The sequence below is a fragment of the Allobosea sp. TAB14 genome (genome assembly GCF_052113865.1).
GTDB classification, from domain to species: domain Bacteria; phylum Pseudomonadota; class Alphaproteobacteria; order Rhizobiales; family Beijerinckiaceae; genus Allobosea; species Allobosea spartocytisi.
The window spans coordinates 1-15,517 of record NZ_JBFRDQ010000047.1; the positions used below are offsets into that span (position 1 = coordinate 1).

Consider the following 15,517-nt stretch of genomic DNA (forward strand, 5'->3'; position numbering starts at 1 on the left):
GCTTGAATGCGCCGTGCCGGATGCCGTGGCGGGTTTGCGCCAGACGAAGGAGCACGAGCAAGGGCGGTCGAACATGGTCAATCCCTCCCCGCGCCTGCTGAAGGGCGTCATCGAGGCCTTCGAGAGAGCTCCGCTGACACGCCGGGTTTCGACGGAGATGGATGTGACCGCGGGGTCGGCGAAACAACGCTGGATGCCGGATACGAGCCGCAGCGGCATGGATCAGGTGACCGGCGCCATCGCGCGCCAGATCGGGGAAGCGGGCCTCGGCCCGTAGACCGCACGTCCCGAGCCGGGCCTCGCACCCGGAGAACCACCCCAAGACGGGATATGATCGCGGCTTTGCCGAGATCGCAGCCGCTCAATCCAGCGGCTTCTGCTCGGCAATCGCCTCGGCCGTCAGCTTGCGCTTGCTGACCGGCGCGTGGCCGGAGACCTCGGCGCCGGCATCGGGCGCGAGCTGCGCCATCCAGAGCGCCGAGGAGGCCGAAATCAGCCCGACGATGACGAAGGCTGGCCAGAAATCGCCGGCCGCGAGCACCTTGCCGCCGTTGAAGGCGTTGGCCGCCTCCAGCGCGAAAGCGCCGATCGTCACGCCCATGCTGAGCGACAATTGCTGCGCGACGCTGGACAGGCTGGTCGCGCTCGACATCTCGCGGTTGGAGACGTCGGAATAGCTCAGCGCGTTGATGCCGGTGAACTGCAGCGAGCGGAAGCAGCCGCCGATCAGCAGGACCGACAGCATGATCGCGTGCGGTGTCGTCGGGGTGAAGAGGCCGGAGGCCGCGAGGAAGGCGGAGCCGACGAGYGCGTTGAAGATCAGCACGCGCCGGAAGCCGTATTGCGCCAGGATGGTCCGCGCCAGCGTCTTCATGATCATCGCGCCGGCGGCCGAAGCGAAGGTGATCAGGCCCGATTGCAGCGGATCGAGCCCGAAGCCGAGCTGCAGCATCAGCGGCAGCAGGAAGGGGATCGCGCCGATGCCGGTGCGGAAGATCGAGCCGCCGACGACGCCGATGCGGAAGGTCGGGATGCGGAAGAGCGCGAGGTCGAGGACCGGGTAAGGCACGCGGCGCGCATGGAACCAGTAGGCGACGAGCGCCGCCGCCCCGCCCAGCACGCAGCCATAGGAGATATATTCCGGCACCATGTGCCGACCGCCGGTTGCCAGCCCGAGCATCAGCGCGGCGAAGCCGAAAGCCGAGAGGACGAAGCCGCGCACATCGAGCGGCGCCACGTCCTCCTCCCGGATGTCCTCGAAGAAGATGCTCGACAGCACGATGCCGATGAGGCCGATCGGGATGTTGATGAAGAAGATCCAGCGCCAATCGAAATAGGTGGTGATGAAGCCGCCGAGCGGCGGGCCGACCACGGGCCCGACCAGCGCCGGGACGGTGAGATAGGCGAGCGCGCTGACCATCTCGGCCTTGCTGACGCTGCGCAGGATCACGAGGCGCCCGACCGGCACCATCATCGCCCCGCCCATGCCCTGGATGAAGCGCGCTCCGACGAAGGCGGCGAGTGAATTCGACACCGCGCAGAGCACCGAGCCGAGCATGAAGATGCAGAGCGCCGCGCGGAACACGCTGCGGGCGCCGAACTTGTCCGCCATCCAGCCGGAGATCGGGATGAAGACCGCGAGGCTGACGAGATAGGAGGTCAGCGCCAGCTTCAGCGCGATCGGATCCTCCCCCAGCGACTTCGCGATCATCGGCAGCGAGGTGGCGATGACGGTGGAGTCGGTGTTCTCCATGAACAGGGCGCAGGCGACGATCAGGGGAAGCAGTTTGGCGCGTTGCAAGGTCCGAACCTCCGCGCCGGCACGAAACCGGCGCGCTTGAAATCATAAGCTCGGCTATTAACGCGACAATTCGCCCGTGACGAGGTCGAAATCGCGGTTTTGGTCGCCCCTTGCGCGCCTCCGCTATGCCCTGAGATTATAACCCGGCACCGAACACAATGCCGCCATGCGTTTTTCGCCCTGCAACAAGACCCGGCACCGCCCCACCTCAAGATTCGTTCGGCTAAGCCGAACCGTCGCGAGGGGCGCGCGTCGCTGACCTTGGAGGCTGACATGTTCGATATTTCAAGAATTTCCCCCGTTCTCCGTCGTAACCGCTCGAGCCTGCGCCTTGCGGCTCTCGGCGCGCTGGCAGGCCTGGCCTATGGCATGGCGGTGCCCGCGCCCGCTTCCGCAGCCCCCTCGGAGTGGCGCGGCGGCTGCCAGGACAAGGCTGCGCCGCAGGGCTATGGCGAGATGATCCGGTATAACAACTGCGTGAGGCAGAGGGACTGCCAGCAACTCGCCAATGCGGCGGGCACCACGGTCTTCGCCGCCGGTTGTTTCTGGGTCTCGCCCGAGGCGCCGGTGGCGTCCGATTTCCGCCGGCCGGCACGCTGAATCCGCCCTCGGCAAACGGCAAAGCGGCACGGCCATGCGCCGGTGCCGCTTCTGCACTGCAAAATAAATTGGCACGCGCTCTAGCGGACCAGCCGGACGCGTGCTAACGGGCCTCGTCAACTCGGCCATGGGCGCATCTGCCCGGCCCCTTAGAAAAGCCGGCTCGGCCGGCGTCGGAGTTGACGATGACGCTTTCCCTCGACGGTCTGATTCGTGACGGCCTCACCTTCGACGACGTGCTTCTGGAGCCGGGTCCGTCGGAGGTCATGCCGGCCGATGTCGACATCCGCACGCAGCTCACCCGCTCGATCTCGCTGAACCTGCCGATCATCGCCTCGGCGATGGACACGGTCACCGAGGCCCGCATGGCGATCGCCATGGCGCAGGCCGGCGGGCTTGGCGTCATCCTGAAGCAGAACGGCATCTCCGGCATCCCGGTCGTCGAGCGCGGGCCGCAAGGCCACAAGGGCAAGCTCGTCGGCATCCTGACCAACCGCGACGTCCGCTTCGCCGCCAACCCGGACCAGCCGGTTTCCGAGCTGATGACCAAGGAGCGGCTCATCACSGTSCGCGARGGCGTGAMCCAGGARGAGGCRCGCCGCCTGCTCCACCAGTTCCGCATCGAGAAGCTGCTSGTCGTCGAYGATCAYTTYCGCTGCATCGGCCTGATCACCGTCAAGGACATGGAGAAGCAGGTCGCCCATCCCCACGCCGCGAAGGATTCGCAGGGCCGCCTGCTCGTCGCCGCCGCGACCACGACCGGCGAGCAGGGCTTCGAGCGCTCGGAGATGCTGATCGACGCCGGCGTCGACCTCATCGTCGTCGACACCGCCCACGGCCATTCGGCCAAGGTGCTCGACGCGGTCAGCCGCGTGAAGAAGCTCTCCAACGCCGTGCAGGTCATCGCCGGCAACGTCGCCACCGCCGGCGGCGCCCAGGCGCTGATCGACGCCGGCGCCGACGCGATCAAGGTCGGCATCGGGCCGGGCTCGATCTGCACCACCCGCATCGTCGCGGGCGTCGGCGTGCCCCAGCTCACCGCGATCATGGACGCGGCCTCGGCAGGGGTGAAGGCCGGCGTTCCGATCATCGCCGATGGCGGCATCAAATATTCGGGCGACCTCGCCAAGGCGCTCGCGGCCGGCGCCTCCTGCGCCATGGTCGGCTCGCTACTCGCCGGCACCGACGAGACGCCGGGCGACACCTTCCTCTACCAGGGCCGCTCCTACAAATCCTATCGCGGCATGGGCTCGGTCGGCGCCATGGCGCGCGGCTCAGCGGATCGCTACTTCCAGCAGGACATCAAGGATKCSCTGAAGCTGGTGCCSGARGGSATCGAGGGYCAGGTCGCCTATAAGGGCCCGGTCTCGGGCGTTCTGCATCAGCTCGCCGGGGGCCTGCGCGCCGCGATGGGCTATGTTGGCGGCAAGGATCTGTCGGATTACCAGGCCAAGGCGCGCTTCATCCGCATCACCAGCGCCGGCCTGCGCGAGAGCCATGTCCACGACGTGACGATCGTGCGCGAGAGCCCGAACTACCCGACCCGCTCTTGAGCCTGTCGCGCCTTCGTGCAGTCTGGCTCGCCCGGACGAGCCGGACTGTGACGAAGGCGGAGAGCAACACATGGCCCTGAAGCTGGTCTACCCGGCGCTCGCGATGATCTTCTGGATCTTCGTGGTCGGCGTCATCCTGTGCGTTCGCCGCAAGAACGCCTTCACCTCGGGCGAGGTGCGGCCCGACGAGGTCTCGGTTTCGACCGAGCGCTACCCTGTCCCGGCCCGCCTCGCCTCGGCAAACTTCTCGAACCAGTTCGAGCTGCCGGTCGTCTTCTTCGCGCTGATCATGCTGGCGATTCAGGTCGCGGCGACGAGCTATGTCATGGCGGCGCTGGCCTGGCTGTTCGTCGCCTCCCGCGTCGTCCACACCCTCATCCATATCGGCCCGAACCAGCTGCCGCTGCGCGGCGCGGTCTATGGCGTGGGCGCCATCGCGCTGCTGTGCATGTGGGCCGGCGTGCTGGTGGCGGTGCTCTGAGAGACGGCGTTCGGCCGTGCGGCGGCGGCCGATCCGTTAAGCATTCCCGCCATTTACCATGAATTCTTCAGGCGGCGACGTTGAGTCTTAACAAAAGGTAAACTACACAAATCGCGCGGCGGACGGTGAAACAAGCGTGGTTTGGAGTGGCGCATGTTGCGTGTCCGTGATGGGTTCGAGCAGGCTTCCGCCTGCGGCGGGCAAGCTGTTGTCGCGGCATTCCGCCAGTCGCATCCCGTCGCTCCCTCGCCCGCGCGCAAGCCGTCGCGGAGCCGGCGTCTCATTGCGATGACCGCCGCCGGCCTCGCGCTCGGTGCCGGCGGCGCGATCCTGACGGCGTCCCTGGTCCAGGCCGAGGACGATGCCGGCATCCGCTCCTTCTTCATCGAGGAAGCGGCCCGCAAGGCCCAGCGCCAGGCCGATGTCTCGCCGCAGGCGAACGCCTATGCGCCGGCCGGCAATGGCTGGCGCCTGCCCCTGTTCCGGAGTGGCGCGGATGGACGGCTCGCGCAGCCCGTGCTCGACCTCAATCCGTTTCGCCGCAATGCCCGCAAGATCGCGCAGCGGCCGAACAAACCCGCCCCCAAAATCGCCCGGACCGACACGCTGTCGGTCACGGCGAAGACCGCCCAGACGATCTGCGTCCGGCTTTGCGACGGCTTCCACGCGCCGATCGGCCATCTGCGCGCCTCGTCCGACCTGAAGGCGCATCAGGCTCTCCGGCCTCCGAACTCACCAAGGCCCAGCGCCGCCAGATCGACGAGCAGGTCGGCATCTCGCGGATGGAGGCGGAGGCGCGCAGCCTGCGCCGGCAGATGCGGGTTCGCGAAGCCAGCCTCGAGGGCGATACGGTGATGAGCGACGCCGTCCTGCGCGGATCGCTCGATTCCGACACGCGCGGCGCGGTGCGGATGATTCCAATTTCACGATAACGGCAGCGCGGCTCATTCGACGAAAGCCGTACGACTGGTCGCGTCGGAAATTCGCGAAGCTTTTCCGTGTGATGCTCGCCTTCTTAGAACCAGTCAAAATAAGAACCACTCTAGAAACCGTATAAGACATTGATTTTAAAAGGCTATCCTGTTGACGGAGACGTCGCGGGGCCTTTATCCCTCGCCCAACGCAGCGACTTGCCCAACCGAGGGAACACAAGAATGATCGGAAAGAAGCATCTTGGCCTGCTGGCCCTGTCGTCCTGCCTGCTCGGGGCGCCGGCCTTCGCCCAGAGCGTCAATCTCTACACGACGCGCGAGCCCGCCCTCCTCAACCCGGTGCTGGAAGCCTTCACCGCCGATACCGGCATCAAGGTCAACGCGGTCTTCCTGAAGGACGGCTTGCAGGAGCGCATCCGCGCCGAGGGCGCCAACAGCCCGGCCGATCTGATGCTCCTCGTCGATGTCGGCGAGATCAACGCCGCCGTCGAGGCCGGCATCACCCAGCCGCTCAAATCGACGACCATCGACAAGGTCGTACCGGCGCAGCTTCGCCCCGACGACAACTGGGTCACGCTGACCAAGCGCGCGCGCATCGTCGTCGCCTCGAAGGAGCGCGTGGCGCAGGATGCCATCACCTATGAGGAGCTGGCGGATCCGAAGTGGAAGGGCAAGTTCTGCATCCGCGCCGGCCAGCACCCCTACAACAACGCCTTCTTCGCCGCCTATGTCGCCCATAACGGCCCGGACAAGGCCGAGGGCTATCTGAAGGCCCTGCGCGCCAACGCGGCCCGCAAGCCCGGCGGCGGCGACCGCGACGTCGCCCGCGACATCCAGTCCGGCCTCTGCGACGTGGCCATCATCAACACCTACTATATCGGCCTGATGAGCCAGGCGAAGAACGAGCAGAAGGGCTGGTTCGACGCGATCAAGCCGCTCAAGACCACCTTCGCCAATGGCGGCACGCATGTGAACGTCTCGGCCGTCGCGCTGGCGAAGAACGCGCCGAACAAGGACAACGCCGTGAAGCTCGTCGACTACATGCTCGGCGAGAAGGCCCAGGCCCTCTATGCCAACGGCAATTTCGAGTTCCCGGTCAACGCCGCCGTCACCGACAGTGCCGCCGTGAAGCTGCTCGGCCCGGTCACGCCGGACAAGCTGCCGCTCTCTGAGGTCGCCAAGCAGCGCAAATCCGCGGCCGATCTCGTCGACAAGGTCGGTTTCGACAGTTGAGCCCGGGCACGACGCTCGCGCTTTCGCGACGGCCGCCATTCGCTTGGCGGCCGTCGACGCGTTTTGCCTTCGTCTCGCTTCTCGGCGCGGCGCTCGTGCTGATGCCGCTGGCGGCGCTGGTCGCGACCGCCCTGTCCTCGCGCGAGGCGGCCGAGATCTGGCCGCATCTCGCCGCCAATGTGCTGCCGGCCGCGCTCGGCCAGACCGCGCTGCTGCTCGCCGGCGTCGGGATCCTGTGCGCCGTGATCGGCACGGGCACCGCCTGGCTGGTGACCCAGTACGAGTTCCCCGGCCGGCGCTCGCTCGAATGGCTGCTCGCCCTGCCGCTGGCACTGCCGACCTACATCACCGCCTATATCTACGTCGAATTCCTCGGCTTCAACGGCCCGCTGCAGGCCGCGCTGCGCGCCCTGACGGGCTGGCGCTCGCTGCGCGACTACTGGTTTCCGGACCCGCGCAACCTGGCCGGYGCGGTCGTCATCATGGCGCTCGTGCTCTACCCTTATGTCTATCTGAGCACCCGCGCGCTCTTCGGCATCCAGGGCGYCTCCATCGTCGAGGCGGCCCGCACGCTCGGCGCCGGCCGGGCGAGGCTGTTCTGGCGCATCGGCCTGCCGCTTGCGCGGCCGGCGCTGGCGGCCGGGCTCACCCTCGTCCTGCTCGAGACGCTGAACGACATCGGCGCGACCGAATATCTCGGCGTCCGCTCGCTGACGCTCTCGATCTACACGACCTGGCTCAATCGCGGCTCGCTGGCGGGCGCCGCCCAGATCGCCTGCGTCATGCTGCTCGTCGTCTTCGCCCTGATCGCCGTCGAGGCGAAACTGCGCGGCCAGCGCCGCTTCGCCCTCTCCGCGCGCCAGCCGCGCGCGCTTGCCCGCAAGCGGCTGCATGGCCGCGACGCCCTGTTGGCCGTGCTGGCCTGCGCGCTGCCGGTGCTGTTCCTATGTCGTGCGCTTCCTCGCCATCGGCATCTCCGGCGTGGAAAGCGGGCTCGCCCGCGTCTCGCCGCGCATCGACGATGCGGCGCGCGGACTCGGCGCCGGCGGCGCGGAAATCCTGCAGCGCCTGCACTGGCCCCTCGCCCGCCCCGCCATCGCCGCGGCCGCCCTGCTCGTCTTCGTCGACGGGCTCAAGGAACTGCCCGCGACGCTGCTGCTGCGGCCGCTCAACCTCGACACGCTGGCGACGGTCGTCTATGGGCACGCCTCCCGCGGCGTCTTCGAGGAAGGCGCGCTCGCGGCTTTGCTCATCATCCTCGCCGGCCTCTATCCCGCCATGATTCTGGCGAGAACCGGTGCAAGTCAAAGGGGATAGCCGGTTCTGCCGGCTCGACAAGCGGCATCGATCGGCCTAAACCCTGTGCCGCCAGGGGGCTGGCTGACTTTCGGCCCGTACCGATTCGGAAGTCCATGACCAGACGCGCCGCGTTTCTCGCCTTCAGCCTCGTTGTCGCGATCGGCCTGCTCGGAGTGCAGTCCTGGAACCTCGCGCTCGGCCGGGTCGAGCGGCGCGCCATCGTGGCGATCGAGGAGCGGACCGGCTTCGTCGTCAGGTCGCTCGAGCGCGCCGAGATCGCCTTCCTGCCGCTGCCGCGCATCAGCCTGTCCAAAGTGGTCTTCTCACAGCGTGACGGCACCGTCGCCGGCGAGGCCCTCCGGGTCAGGGGCTATCTGCGCCTGTTGCCGCTGCTCACGGGCCGGCTCAGCTTCGACCGCGTCGATCTCCTCGCGCCGCAGATCGACGTCGCCGTGGCGGCCGAGAGCGACGGGCTGACCGACTGGCTGGCCCCGCCTTTGGCCGAGCTGGAGAAGCTGCGGAGCCAGGGCCGCATCGTCATCCGCTCCGGCTCCGTGTTCCTGCGCAGCGGCACCGCGATCCAGAGCATCGTGCGCGACGTCAACCTGGTCATCGACGAGCGCGAGCAGAACGAACCCTTCAGCCTCGCCGGCTCGTTCAAATGGCGGGGGGTGCCGACCGATGTCAGCCTTCTCTGGCCGGTCGTCGGCGGCAGCGCCAAGGCCGCCCTCTCCGCCGCCTCGCCCCTGCTGAAGCTGCGCTTCGAGGGCACACGCTCCGGCCCCGGCGAGCCGGTCGTGACGGGCATGCTCGCCCTCTCCACGCCTTCCGTCCCCGGCCTGCTCGACTGGTTCGGCGAGAAGTCGCGGCTGTCGGCCGCGCTTGGTGCCCTGACGCTCAATGCCGACCTTCAATTGAAACCGCGGGAAGCCTCGTTCAACAATGCCGTGGCAAGCCTCGACGGTGACCGCCTCGACGGCGTCGTGAAGCTGACGGATGTCGACGGCCGCTTCGCGCTGTCGGGTACGCTGGCCGGCGCCAGCCTCGACCTGGGGCGCCTGATCGACCGGCTGCCGCTGCCTGCGATCGATGCCCGCGACACCAGCCCGTTCAATCTCGACGGCTGGACGGGGCGCGACATCGACCTGCGGATCTCGGTCGATGCGGCCCGGCTGAACGGCGCCCGCCTTGCCGATGTCGCGACCTATGTCCTGGTCAAGAAGGGCCGCTTCGAGACCGGCCTCCTGCGCGCCTCGGCCTATGGCGGCACGGTCAAGGGCCGCCTCCTCGCGGTGAGCGCACCGACCGGCGTGGATGTGAAGGTCCAGGCGGGGGTCGACAAGGTCGATTTCGGCCGCGCCGCGGCGGATGTGCCCCGGCTGGCGCGGCTCACCGGCACCGGCGGCTTCCAGCTCGCTCTGGACGGCGCAGGCCGGACCTTCGACGAGTTGCTCGGCGCGATGACCGGGCGCGCCGGCATCAACCTGAAGCAGGGCGAGATCGGCGGCGTCGCCCTCTCCGAGCTGCTGCGCCGGGCGGAGCGAAACCCGTCGCTTCTCCTGCGCGACTGGCGCCAGGGCAAGACGCCTTTCGACACGCTGGCCGCCAATGCCGGCATCGCCAACGGGCTGCTCGTGCTGACCGATGCGCAAGTGAGCGGATCGAATTATCGGCTCAATCTCTCCGGCAATGCCTCGCTGCGCTCGCGCCTGCTCGACATGCGCGCCACGCTCGCCTCGCTCAACGGCTCACTCAGACTGCCGCTCCTCCTCACCGGCCCCATCGACACTCCCGATCTCGATCTGGAGAGCGAGGCCTTCCTCAGCCCGACCGGCAGCACCGGCACCGCGGCGGTTCCGGCCTTGCTCGGGCGCTGATCGTTTCGGGGCCTCGCGCCATTCCGCCTCGCGTCGCATCGTCTTCACGCGAACCGGTATCCGCTTCGCCCGAAAAGGCTCTCACTTTCCCCTCCCGCGAAAATCCGGTCTGATGCCGCGTGGCCTCGCGAAGGCCGCGGGAGGTGGAGGGAACGACATGCGTATAGGGATCACGGGCGCGCTTGCGCTCGCAGCGATGATGGTGACGGGAATGGCCGGGGCGCAGGAGACGATCGTCGAGAAGAAGGTCTTCGAGCTGCCGAGCTTCACGACCCAATCGGGACGCACGCTGAAGCAGGTCCGCGTCGGCTGGGAGAGCTACGGCACGCTCAATGCCGACAAATCCAACGCCGTGCTGATCTGCCACTTCTTCTCCGGCAATTCGCACGCCGCCGGCAAATACGACGCCGCGGACGCCGCGCCGGGCTATTGGGACGCGATCATCGGCCCCGGCAAGGCGATCGACACCAACACATATTTCGTCATCGCCTCCGACACGCTGGTCAACCTCAACACCGGCGACCCGAAGACGACGACCACCGGCCCGGCCTCCATCGATCCGGATACCGGCAAGCCTTACGGCCTCGATTTCCCGATCGTCGGCGTCCGCGACTTCGTCGAGGTCCAGAAAGCGCTGGTCGAAAGCCTCGGCATCAAGAAGCTCGCGCTGGTCGCCGGCCCCTCGATGGGGTCGCTCCAGACCTTCGAATGGGCGGCGAGCCATCCCGAGATGGTCGCCAAGGCGATGCCGGTGATCGGCGCGGCCGAGGCCGACGCGATGCTGATCGGCTGGCTCGACGTCTGGGCGGCGCCGATCCTGGCCGATGCCAACTGGAACAATGGCGATTATTACGGCAAGGCCCCGCCGCTCGCCGGGCTCGCCAAGGCGCTGACGGCGGTGACGCTCCATGCCAACCATCAGGACTGGGCCAACGCCACCTTCGGCCGCCGCCCGGCCAAGGAAGGCGAGAATCCGGGCAAGACGCTCGCCGACAAGTTCCAGGTCCAGAGCGTGCTCGACAATGCCGGCATGGCCCGCGCCAAGCTCTCCGACGCCAACCACTTCCTCTATCTGGTCAAGGCGAACCAGCTCTTCACCACCGGCGGCACTTCGCTCGCCGACGGCATGGCCAAGATCAGGGCGCCGATGCTCTACATCACCCAGCCGAAAGACCTCGTCTTCACGGCGGATGCGGTGGAGCGCACCCTGAAGGCCGCGAAGGATGCCGGGCGCGACATCACCCATGTCACCATCGACGGCGTTCGCGGCCATCTCGACGGCGTCATCTCGATGAAGCAGGCGGAGGGCGCGATCCGGGCCTTCCTGGAGAAGTAGGTTCGCTTGACGCGAAACACGTCATTCCGGGCTTGACCCGGAATCCATCGGAGAGCGCGCAAGCCCCATGATGGATTCCGGATCGGTGCCGCCAAGGCGGCTTGTCCGGAATGACCGCTCGCCTCCGGGCTCAGGCGGTCGGCAAACGCTTGCGCACGATCCCGGTGTGGAAGCGCGCGCCATGGAGCAATCCCGCATCGTCGAAATCGTAATGCGGGTTGTGAAGCGGCGCGCTGTCGCCATTGCCGAGGAAGACGAAGCAGCCCGGCACATGGTCGAGAAAGCGGGCGAAATCCTCCGATCCCGTGAAGGGCTCGGACACGACCGAGGCATTCTCCGCGCCGAGCAGGCTCCTCGCCACGCCGAGGGCTTCCTCCGTCAGCGCCGGATCGTTCAGGAGCGGCACGAATTCGCGCGTATAGGTCACCGCGTGCTCGACATTGTAGGCCCGCGAAATCCCGTCCGCGATCACGCGCATCTGCGCCTCGATATCGGCGCTGACGGCGGGGCTGAAGCTGCGGGCATCGCCGAGGATGCGTGCTTCCCCCGGCAAGGCGTTGCGCGTTCCGTCGGTGATCAGCTCCGTCACCGAGACCACGGCGATATCCGTCGGGCTCAGGCGTCGCGAAACGATGGTCTGCAGGCTCGTGACGAGGGCGCAGGCGGCGACGAGCGTCTCATTGCCGACATGGGGACGCGCGGCGTGGCCGCCGACGCCGCGCAGGACGATCTCGAAATTATCCTCCGCCGACATGATCGCGCCGGGGCGGGTCTGGAAGCGGCCGACGCCCAGGCCCGGCGCATTGTGCAGCCCGTAGATCTCCGTGAAGGGAAAGCGCTCCATCACGCCGTCATCGAGCATGGCCAGGGCTCCGCGCCCCCATTCCTCGGCCGGCTGGAAGATGAAGCGCACCGTGCCGTCGAAGCCGCCTTCCGCCGCCAGCAGCTTCGCGGCCCCGAGCAGCATCGCGGTATGGCCGTCATGGCCGCAGGCATGCATGACGCCGGGATTGCGCGAGCGATACGGCGCCTCGCCCTGCTCGGGGATGCGCAAGGCGTCCATATCGGCCCGGAGCGCGATCGCCCGGTTGCCGCTGCCGCGCTTCAGGGTTCCGACGACCCCCGTGCCGCCGACGCCGGCAACGACCTCGTCGAGGCCGAACTCGCGCAGTTTGGCGGCTACGAAGGCGCCGGTACGCTGCTCCTCGAAACCGAATTCCGGGTGAGCGTGCAGGTCGCGCCGCCAGGCGGTCATCTCCTGCACCAGATGGTCGAGATCGATCGTCACGGCTTGTCCCTCGCTCCAGGCGGTGCGCTTCGGTCGCGCGCCGGGACGATAGCCCAGCGCCCGCGAGAGAGGCGCTGCAATTGCCCCTTCGATCTGCAAGGTTTTTTCTCGGCCGGTTATGGTTGCAAGGGCGCCTCCGGCCGCTCATCCATCCGGTGGACGATCCGGTCGATCAGCCCCCATTCCAGCCCCTCCTCCGCGGTCATGAAGCGGTCGCGGTCGAGCGTGCGCTCCACCTCCTCGTAGCTGCGCCCGCAATGCTCGGCATAGAGGCGCGTGAGGCGGCGCTTGGTCTGCTGGATCTCCTCGGCATGGATCAGGAAATCCGAGGCCTGCCCCTGGAAGCCGCCGAGCGGCTGGTGGACATGCAGGCTGGCATTGGGCAAGGCGGCGCGCTCGCCGGGCTCGCCCGCCATCAGCAGGAACGAGCCCATCGAGCGGGCCGTGCCCATGCACAGCGTATGCACGGGCGCGCGGATGTAGCGCATCGTGTCGTACATCGCGAAGCCGCTGGTCACGACGCCGCCCGGCGAGTTGATGTAGAGATGGATCGGCCGCTTCGGGTTTTCCGCCTCCAGGAACAGGAGCTGCGCGCAGACCAGCGCGCTCATGGCGTCGTTGACCTCGCCGTTGACGAAGACGATCCGCTCGCGCAGCAGCCGTGAATAGATGTCGAAAGAGCGCTCCCCGCGGCTCGACTGCTCGACGACCATAGGGACGAGTTGCATCGCTTCGCGCATCGGCGAACTCCAAAGGCTCGAAGTTGGATCGGAGGGTGGCGGGCGTCAGGCCGCGCGCAGCATCGGCGGCGCGTTGCCGTTGGCCGCCCGCGGGATCTGGCGGGTGCCGCGCTCCGCAAGCTCGTGGATTACATGCAGGCGAGTTCCGCCGGCCGCGTCGAAGGCGACCCGGAACGTGACGACGCTTTCCAGAAAGGGCGGCTCGTCCTCGCGCATGCGATAGGAGATCGCCTCCCCCGGCGCGAGCACGGTCGGCTGCGGATCGGCCAGCGCCGCGCCCGGAAGCCAGGCTTCCCGGAGGGCCGGGATGCTGATCGCGCGCCAGACCTTTTCCGGCGGTTCGTCGAGCCGATATTCCAGGACGAGAGCGCCGGAGGGCTCTTCCAGATCACCTGCGCTCATTGGTCCATCTCCTTGAGCAAGCCCTTGAGAGCCTCGATGCGCTGCGGCCAGTAGGCGCGATACTTCGCCAGCCATTGCGCGATCAGCGCAAGACCCTCGGGATCGACCTCGTAATTGACGAAGCGGCCCTGCCGCTCCTCGCGAACGAGCCCGGCCCCCCGCAGGACCGAAAGATGCTGCGACATCGCCGGCTGGCTGATGGCGATGCCCTCGCGCAAGGCGCTGGCGTTCATGCCGCCCGCAGCCAGCTTCTCGAAGATCGCGCGCCGCGTCGGATCGGCCAGCGCCTTGAAGATCTCGTTCTCGATCATGCCATCATATAAGCACGTGCTTATATGATTCGCAACGGGGCCTGGAGAATGCCCGCGCCGAAAGCCCCGTCCAGGCTCGGCCTGCGGGGTTTTTCGTCTGGCTCCCGAGGGGATGCGCGGGGTCCGGGCGGCGCGCGATCCTGAGCCGCGTGCCGAATGTCGATGTCGAATGTCGAAGTCGATGCGGCGCCGACCGGCCCCGCCCGAACCCCGCGCGCGGTTCTCTTGATGGCTCCCGCCCGCCTCAAGCGCTCACCGGGCCTGCCTGTTCGGCCCGGCGGCGAGGGGAACCTCCGGGCTCGGCCATCCGCATGATGGCGCAAGCCCGAACACCGCATCCCACCCGGCCGCACGATGCCTCGCGACAGCCCCCTTGGTCGGGCGGGATGGCTGGGAGGATAAGCGTGCGGCGGGTGGCGGGGATAAGTCCAGGCGGCCTAAGGGTGGGGCTCTGCTATGGGTCGGAGGCGGACGCGCCCTTGCAGCTTCTAGAATAGCGTTTGCCGCAGCACCGATATGAAGGTGAAGATCGTCGGGATGGACAACAGCGCGAAGCCCGCGAAGAAGATCAAGGAAATGATCAGTCGGACGACCGGGCGGCTGTGGTTTTGCCAGAGATAGCTTAGCGACATGGCATCGGCCGGAAACTCCCGACCAATCGAACTCAGAGTGTAGAACATCCCCTGATCGGCCCTACTGCCCGTGTGAACGAGGTTGAGGATTTTGTCGACGTCTGCGCCAGGCGAGTGACGGTTCCAAAGGAAGTACTTTTCTTCTCGCTCCCACCGCTCAGCTTGCTCTTCCTCGGTCTCATCCGGTCTTTCGATGGATTGCACCTCACTTGGCTTCTCGCGGTGAAGGCGCTCTTCCTCCTCCCGCCGCGTAAGCATCAATGTCGCGACCTCGCCAAGAAAGACGTAGGTCTGCCGGAGAAGGGGTCGAGGGCATGAAAAGGTCGGTTCGCGCCCATATTCTGTTTCTCGTGATCGGTGGATAAAATTGCTGATGGTCGTCCCAGTCGCCTCTTCGATCTGAGGACCGGTGAACAGCGGCTCGTCGCCCCGAATGTACTCAGCCGAAGACGAATAGCGCTTCACCGCCTCGGGGCACATCAGCGTGAATATGAATGAAGCAATGCCAATAAAGCACAGGCCGAAGTAGGTCAGCTTCAGCCGCGCTAAGCTCGCGTCCTTCGAAGAGATTGAAAGGTGCATTCCCCAAGCACTCATGAGTTCTTCAGGAATGCGGATTGCGTCAAGAACCGCGTGATTGAACAGAAGCAGCGTTCCCAAGAACGGAACCAGCATCGTCGCGCCAACAATCTTCGACGAGCCAAGCGTTCTAAGCGTGGACCAAGATGGGACAGCGCTATGAACCGAATCTCTGGCGTCCCGTGCGCGCGCGGACAACCACCAGCGCAGCTCCATAGGTATCTTGAAGAGCTTTACCAACCGGCGCCTCTRTTACGCATCTTATGTTGCACTTCGCTTTGACCGCAAGCTGTGGGAAGCGGATTGCTCCTATGCTGAAGTGCTGCGGCTTCGTCGATAGTCGTCGTCAACAAGCCCGCCGGGCAGGGACGAACAGCAGCAGCCTTCCTCCGTCTCGTTGCCATGAGGTCAGCCAAACAGATCCCCGGAGATGCCGCAACGGGTCGCAACCGC

15 protein-coding genes are annotated in these 15,517 nt (G+C 66.9%); 8 read left to right on the forward strand and 7 right to left on the reverse strand.

All coding sequences use genetic code 11. The features are described from left to right. A partial coding sequence (locus AB4Y99_RS09370) for a hypothetical protein (protein WP_441523126.1) occupies positions 1–277 on the forward strand: 277 nt, incomplete at its 5' end. Positions 278–361: 84 nt separating this feature from the next. Here the strand turns inward: AB4Y99_RS09370 and AB4Y99_RS09375 are convergent. Further along, on the reverse strand, positions 362–1,801 hold the full coding sequence (locus tag AB4Y99_RS09375) for a DHA2 family efflux MFS transporter permease subunit (RefSeq protein WP_441523127.1): 1,440 nt from the start codon (positions 1,799–1,801) through the stop codon (positions 362–364). Positions 1,802–2,074: 273 nt separating this feature from the next. On the opposite strand from AB4Y99_RS09375, the gene AB4Y99_RS09380 reads away from it, so the two are divergent. From AB4Y99_RS09380 to AB4Y99_RS09390, 3 genes are all read left to right on the forward strand, one after another. After that, entirely contained in the window at positions 2,075–2,401 is a 327-nt protein-coding gene (locus AB4Y99_RS09380; protein ID WP_441523128.1) for a hypothetical protein, read from the forward strand. Positions 2,402–2,586: 185 nt separating this feature from the next. Further along, a complete protein-coding gene (gene guaB / locus AB4Y99_RS09385) occupies positions 2,587–3,954 on the forward strand; it encodes an IMP dehydrogenase (RefSeq protein ID WP_441523129.1) in 1,368 nt (455 codons plus the stop codon). Positions 3,955–4,024: 70 nt separating this feature from the next. Then, positions 4,025–4,435 (forward strand): MAPEG family protein, encoded by a 411-nt coding sequence (locus AB4Y99_RS09390; protein ID WP_191123359.1) that lies wholly within the window; start codon positions 4,025–4,027, stop codon positions 4,433–4,435. A gap of 102 nt (positions 4,436–4,537) precedes the next feature. Here the strand turns inward: AB4Y99_RS09390 and AB4Y99_RS09395 are convergent, their stop codons facing one another. Continuing rightward, a complete protein-coding gene (locus AB4Y99_RS09395) occupies positions 4,538–5,146 on the reverse strand; it encodes a hypothetical protein (protein WP_441523130.1) in 609 nt (202 codons plus the stop codon). Between the two features lie 71 nt (positions 5,147–5,217). Here AB4Y99_RS09395 and AB4Y99_RS09400 point away from each other — a divergent pair, with 71 nt between their 5' ends. The 4 genes from AB4Y99_RS09400 to AB4Y99_RS09415 all read left to right on the forward strand — a co-directional run bounded on the left by AB4Y99_RS09400 (position 5,218) and on the right by AB4Y99_RS09415 (position 11,112). Next, entirely contained in the window at positions 5,218–5,367 is a 150-nt protein-coding gene (locus AB4Y99_RS09400; RefSeq protein WP_441523131.1) for a hypothetical protein, read from the forward strand. Between the two features lie 222 nt (positions 5,368–5,589). Then, complete coding sequence (locus AB4Y99_RS09405) at positions 5,590–6,600, forward strand: extracellular solute-binding protein (protein ID WP_441523132.1); 1,011 nt, start codon at positions 5,590–5,592, stop codon at positions 6,598–6,600. Next, positions 6,597–9,776, forward strand: a complete 3,180-nt coding sequence (locus AB4Y99_RS09410; RefSeq protein WP_441523133.1) for an AsmA family protein — start codon at positions 6,597–6,599, stop codon at positions 9,774–9,776. The genes AB4Y99_RS09405 and AB4Y99_RS09410 overlap by 4 nt, the downstream gene beginning before the upstream one ends. A 157-nt stretch (positions 9,777–9,933) precedes the next feature. Then, entirely contained in the window at positions 9,934–11,112 is a 1,179-nt protein-coding gene (locus tag AB4Y99_RS09415; protein ID WP_441523134.1) for an E22 family MetX-like putative esterase, read from the forward strand. Positions 11,113–11,242: 130 nt separating this feature from the next. Here the strand turns inward: AB4Y99_RS09415 and AB4Y99_RS09420 are convergent, their stop codons facing one another. The 5 genes from AB4Y99_RS09420 to AB4Y99_RS09440 all read right to left on the reverse strand — a co-directional run bounded on the left by AB4Y99_RS09420 (position 11,243) and on the right by AB4Y99_RS09440 (position 15,160). Then, complete coding sequence (locus tag AB4Y99_RS09420; RefSeq protein ID WP_441523145.1) at positions 11,243–12,400, reverse strand: amidohydrolase; 1,158 nt, start codon at positions 12,398–12,400, stop codon at positions 11,243–11,245. 116 nt (positions 12,401–12,516) lie between these two features. After that, on the reverse strand, positions 12,517–13,140 hold the full coding sequence (locus AB4Y99_RS09425; protein ID WP_113255037.1) for an ATP-dependent Clp protease proteolytic subunit: 624 nt from the start codon (positions 13,138–13,140) through the stop codon (positions 12,517–12,519). A gap of 45 nt (positions 13,141–13,185) precedes the next feature. Further along, positions 13,186–13,542, reverse strand: coding sequence for an SRPBCC family protein (locus AB4Y99_RS09430; protein WP_441523135.1), 357 nt, complete (start codon positions 13,540–13,542; stop codon positions 13,186–13,188). Further along, positions 13,539–13,853, reverse strand: a complete 315-nt coding sequence (locus tag AB4Y99_RS09435) for an ArsR/SmtB family transcription factor (protein ID WP_038368499.1) — start codon at positions 13,851–13,853, stop codon at positions 13,539–13,541. The genes AB4Y99_RS09430 and AB4Y99_RS09435 overlap by 4 nt, the downstream gene beginning before the upstream one ends. 488 nt (positions 13,854–14,341) lie before the next feature. Then, positions 14,342–15,160 (reverse strand): hypothetical protein, encoded by an 819-nt coding sequence (locus AB4Y99_RS09440; protein ID WP_441523136.1) that lies wholly within the window; start codon positions 15,158–15,160, stop codon positions 14,342–14,344. Positions 15,161–15,517 lie beyond the last annotated feature (357 nt).

Bases quoted from the DNA above. Each gene is read 5' to 3' on its own strand.
- AB4Y99_RS09440 (WP_441523136.1), bottom strand. From the start codon at position 15,160: ATGCTGGTTCCGTTCTTGGGAACGCTGCTTCTGTTCAATCACGCGGTT.
- AB4Y99_RS09395 (WP_441523130.1), bottom strand. From the start codon at position 5,146: ATGCGCCTTCAGGTCGGACGAGGCGCGCAGATGGCCGATCGGCGCGTG.
- AB4Y99_RS09430 (WP_441523135.1), bottom strand. From the start codon at position 13,542: ATGAGCGCAGGTGATCTGGAAGAGCCCTCCGGCGCTCTCGTCCTGGAA.
- AB4Y99_RS09405 (WP_441523132.1), top strand. From the start codon at position 5,590: ATGATCGGAAAGAAGCATCTTGGCCTGCTGGCCCTGTCGTCCTGCCTG.
- AB4Y99_RS09425 (WP_113255037.1), bottom strand. From the start codon at position 13,140: ATGCGCGAAGCGATGCAACTCGTCCCTATGGTCGTCGAGCAGTCGAGC.
- AB4Y99_RS09415 (WP_441523134.1), top strand. From the start codon at position 9,934: ATGCGTATAGGGATCACGGGCGCGCTTGCGCTCGCAGCGATGATGGTG.
- AB4Y99_RS09380 (WP_441523128.1), top strand. From the start codon at position 2,075: ATGTTCGATATTTCAAGAATTTCCCCCGTTCTCCGTCGTAACCGCTCG.
- AB4Y99_RS09390 (WP_191123359.1), top strand. From the start codon at position 4,025: ATGGCCCTGAAGCTGGTCTACCCGGCGCTCGCGATGATCTTCTGGATC.
- AB4Y99_RS09435 (WP_038368499.1), bottom strand. From the start codon at position 13,853: ATGATCGAGAACGAGATCTTCAAGGCGCTGGCCGATCCGACGCGGCGC.
- AB4Y99_RS09400 (WP_441523131.1), top strand. From the start codon at position 5,218: ATGGAGGCGGAGGCGCGCAGCCTGCGCCGGCAGATGCGGGTTCGCGAA.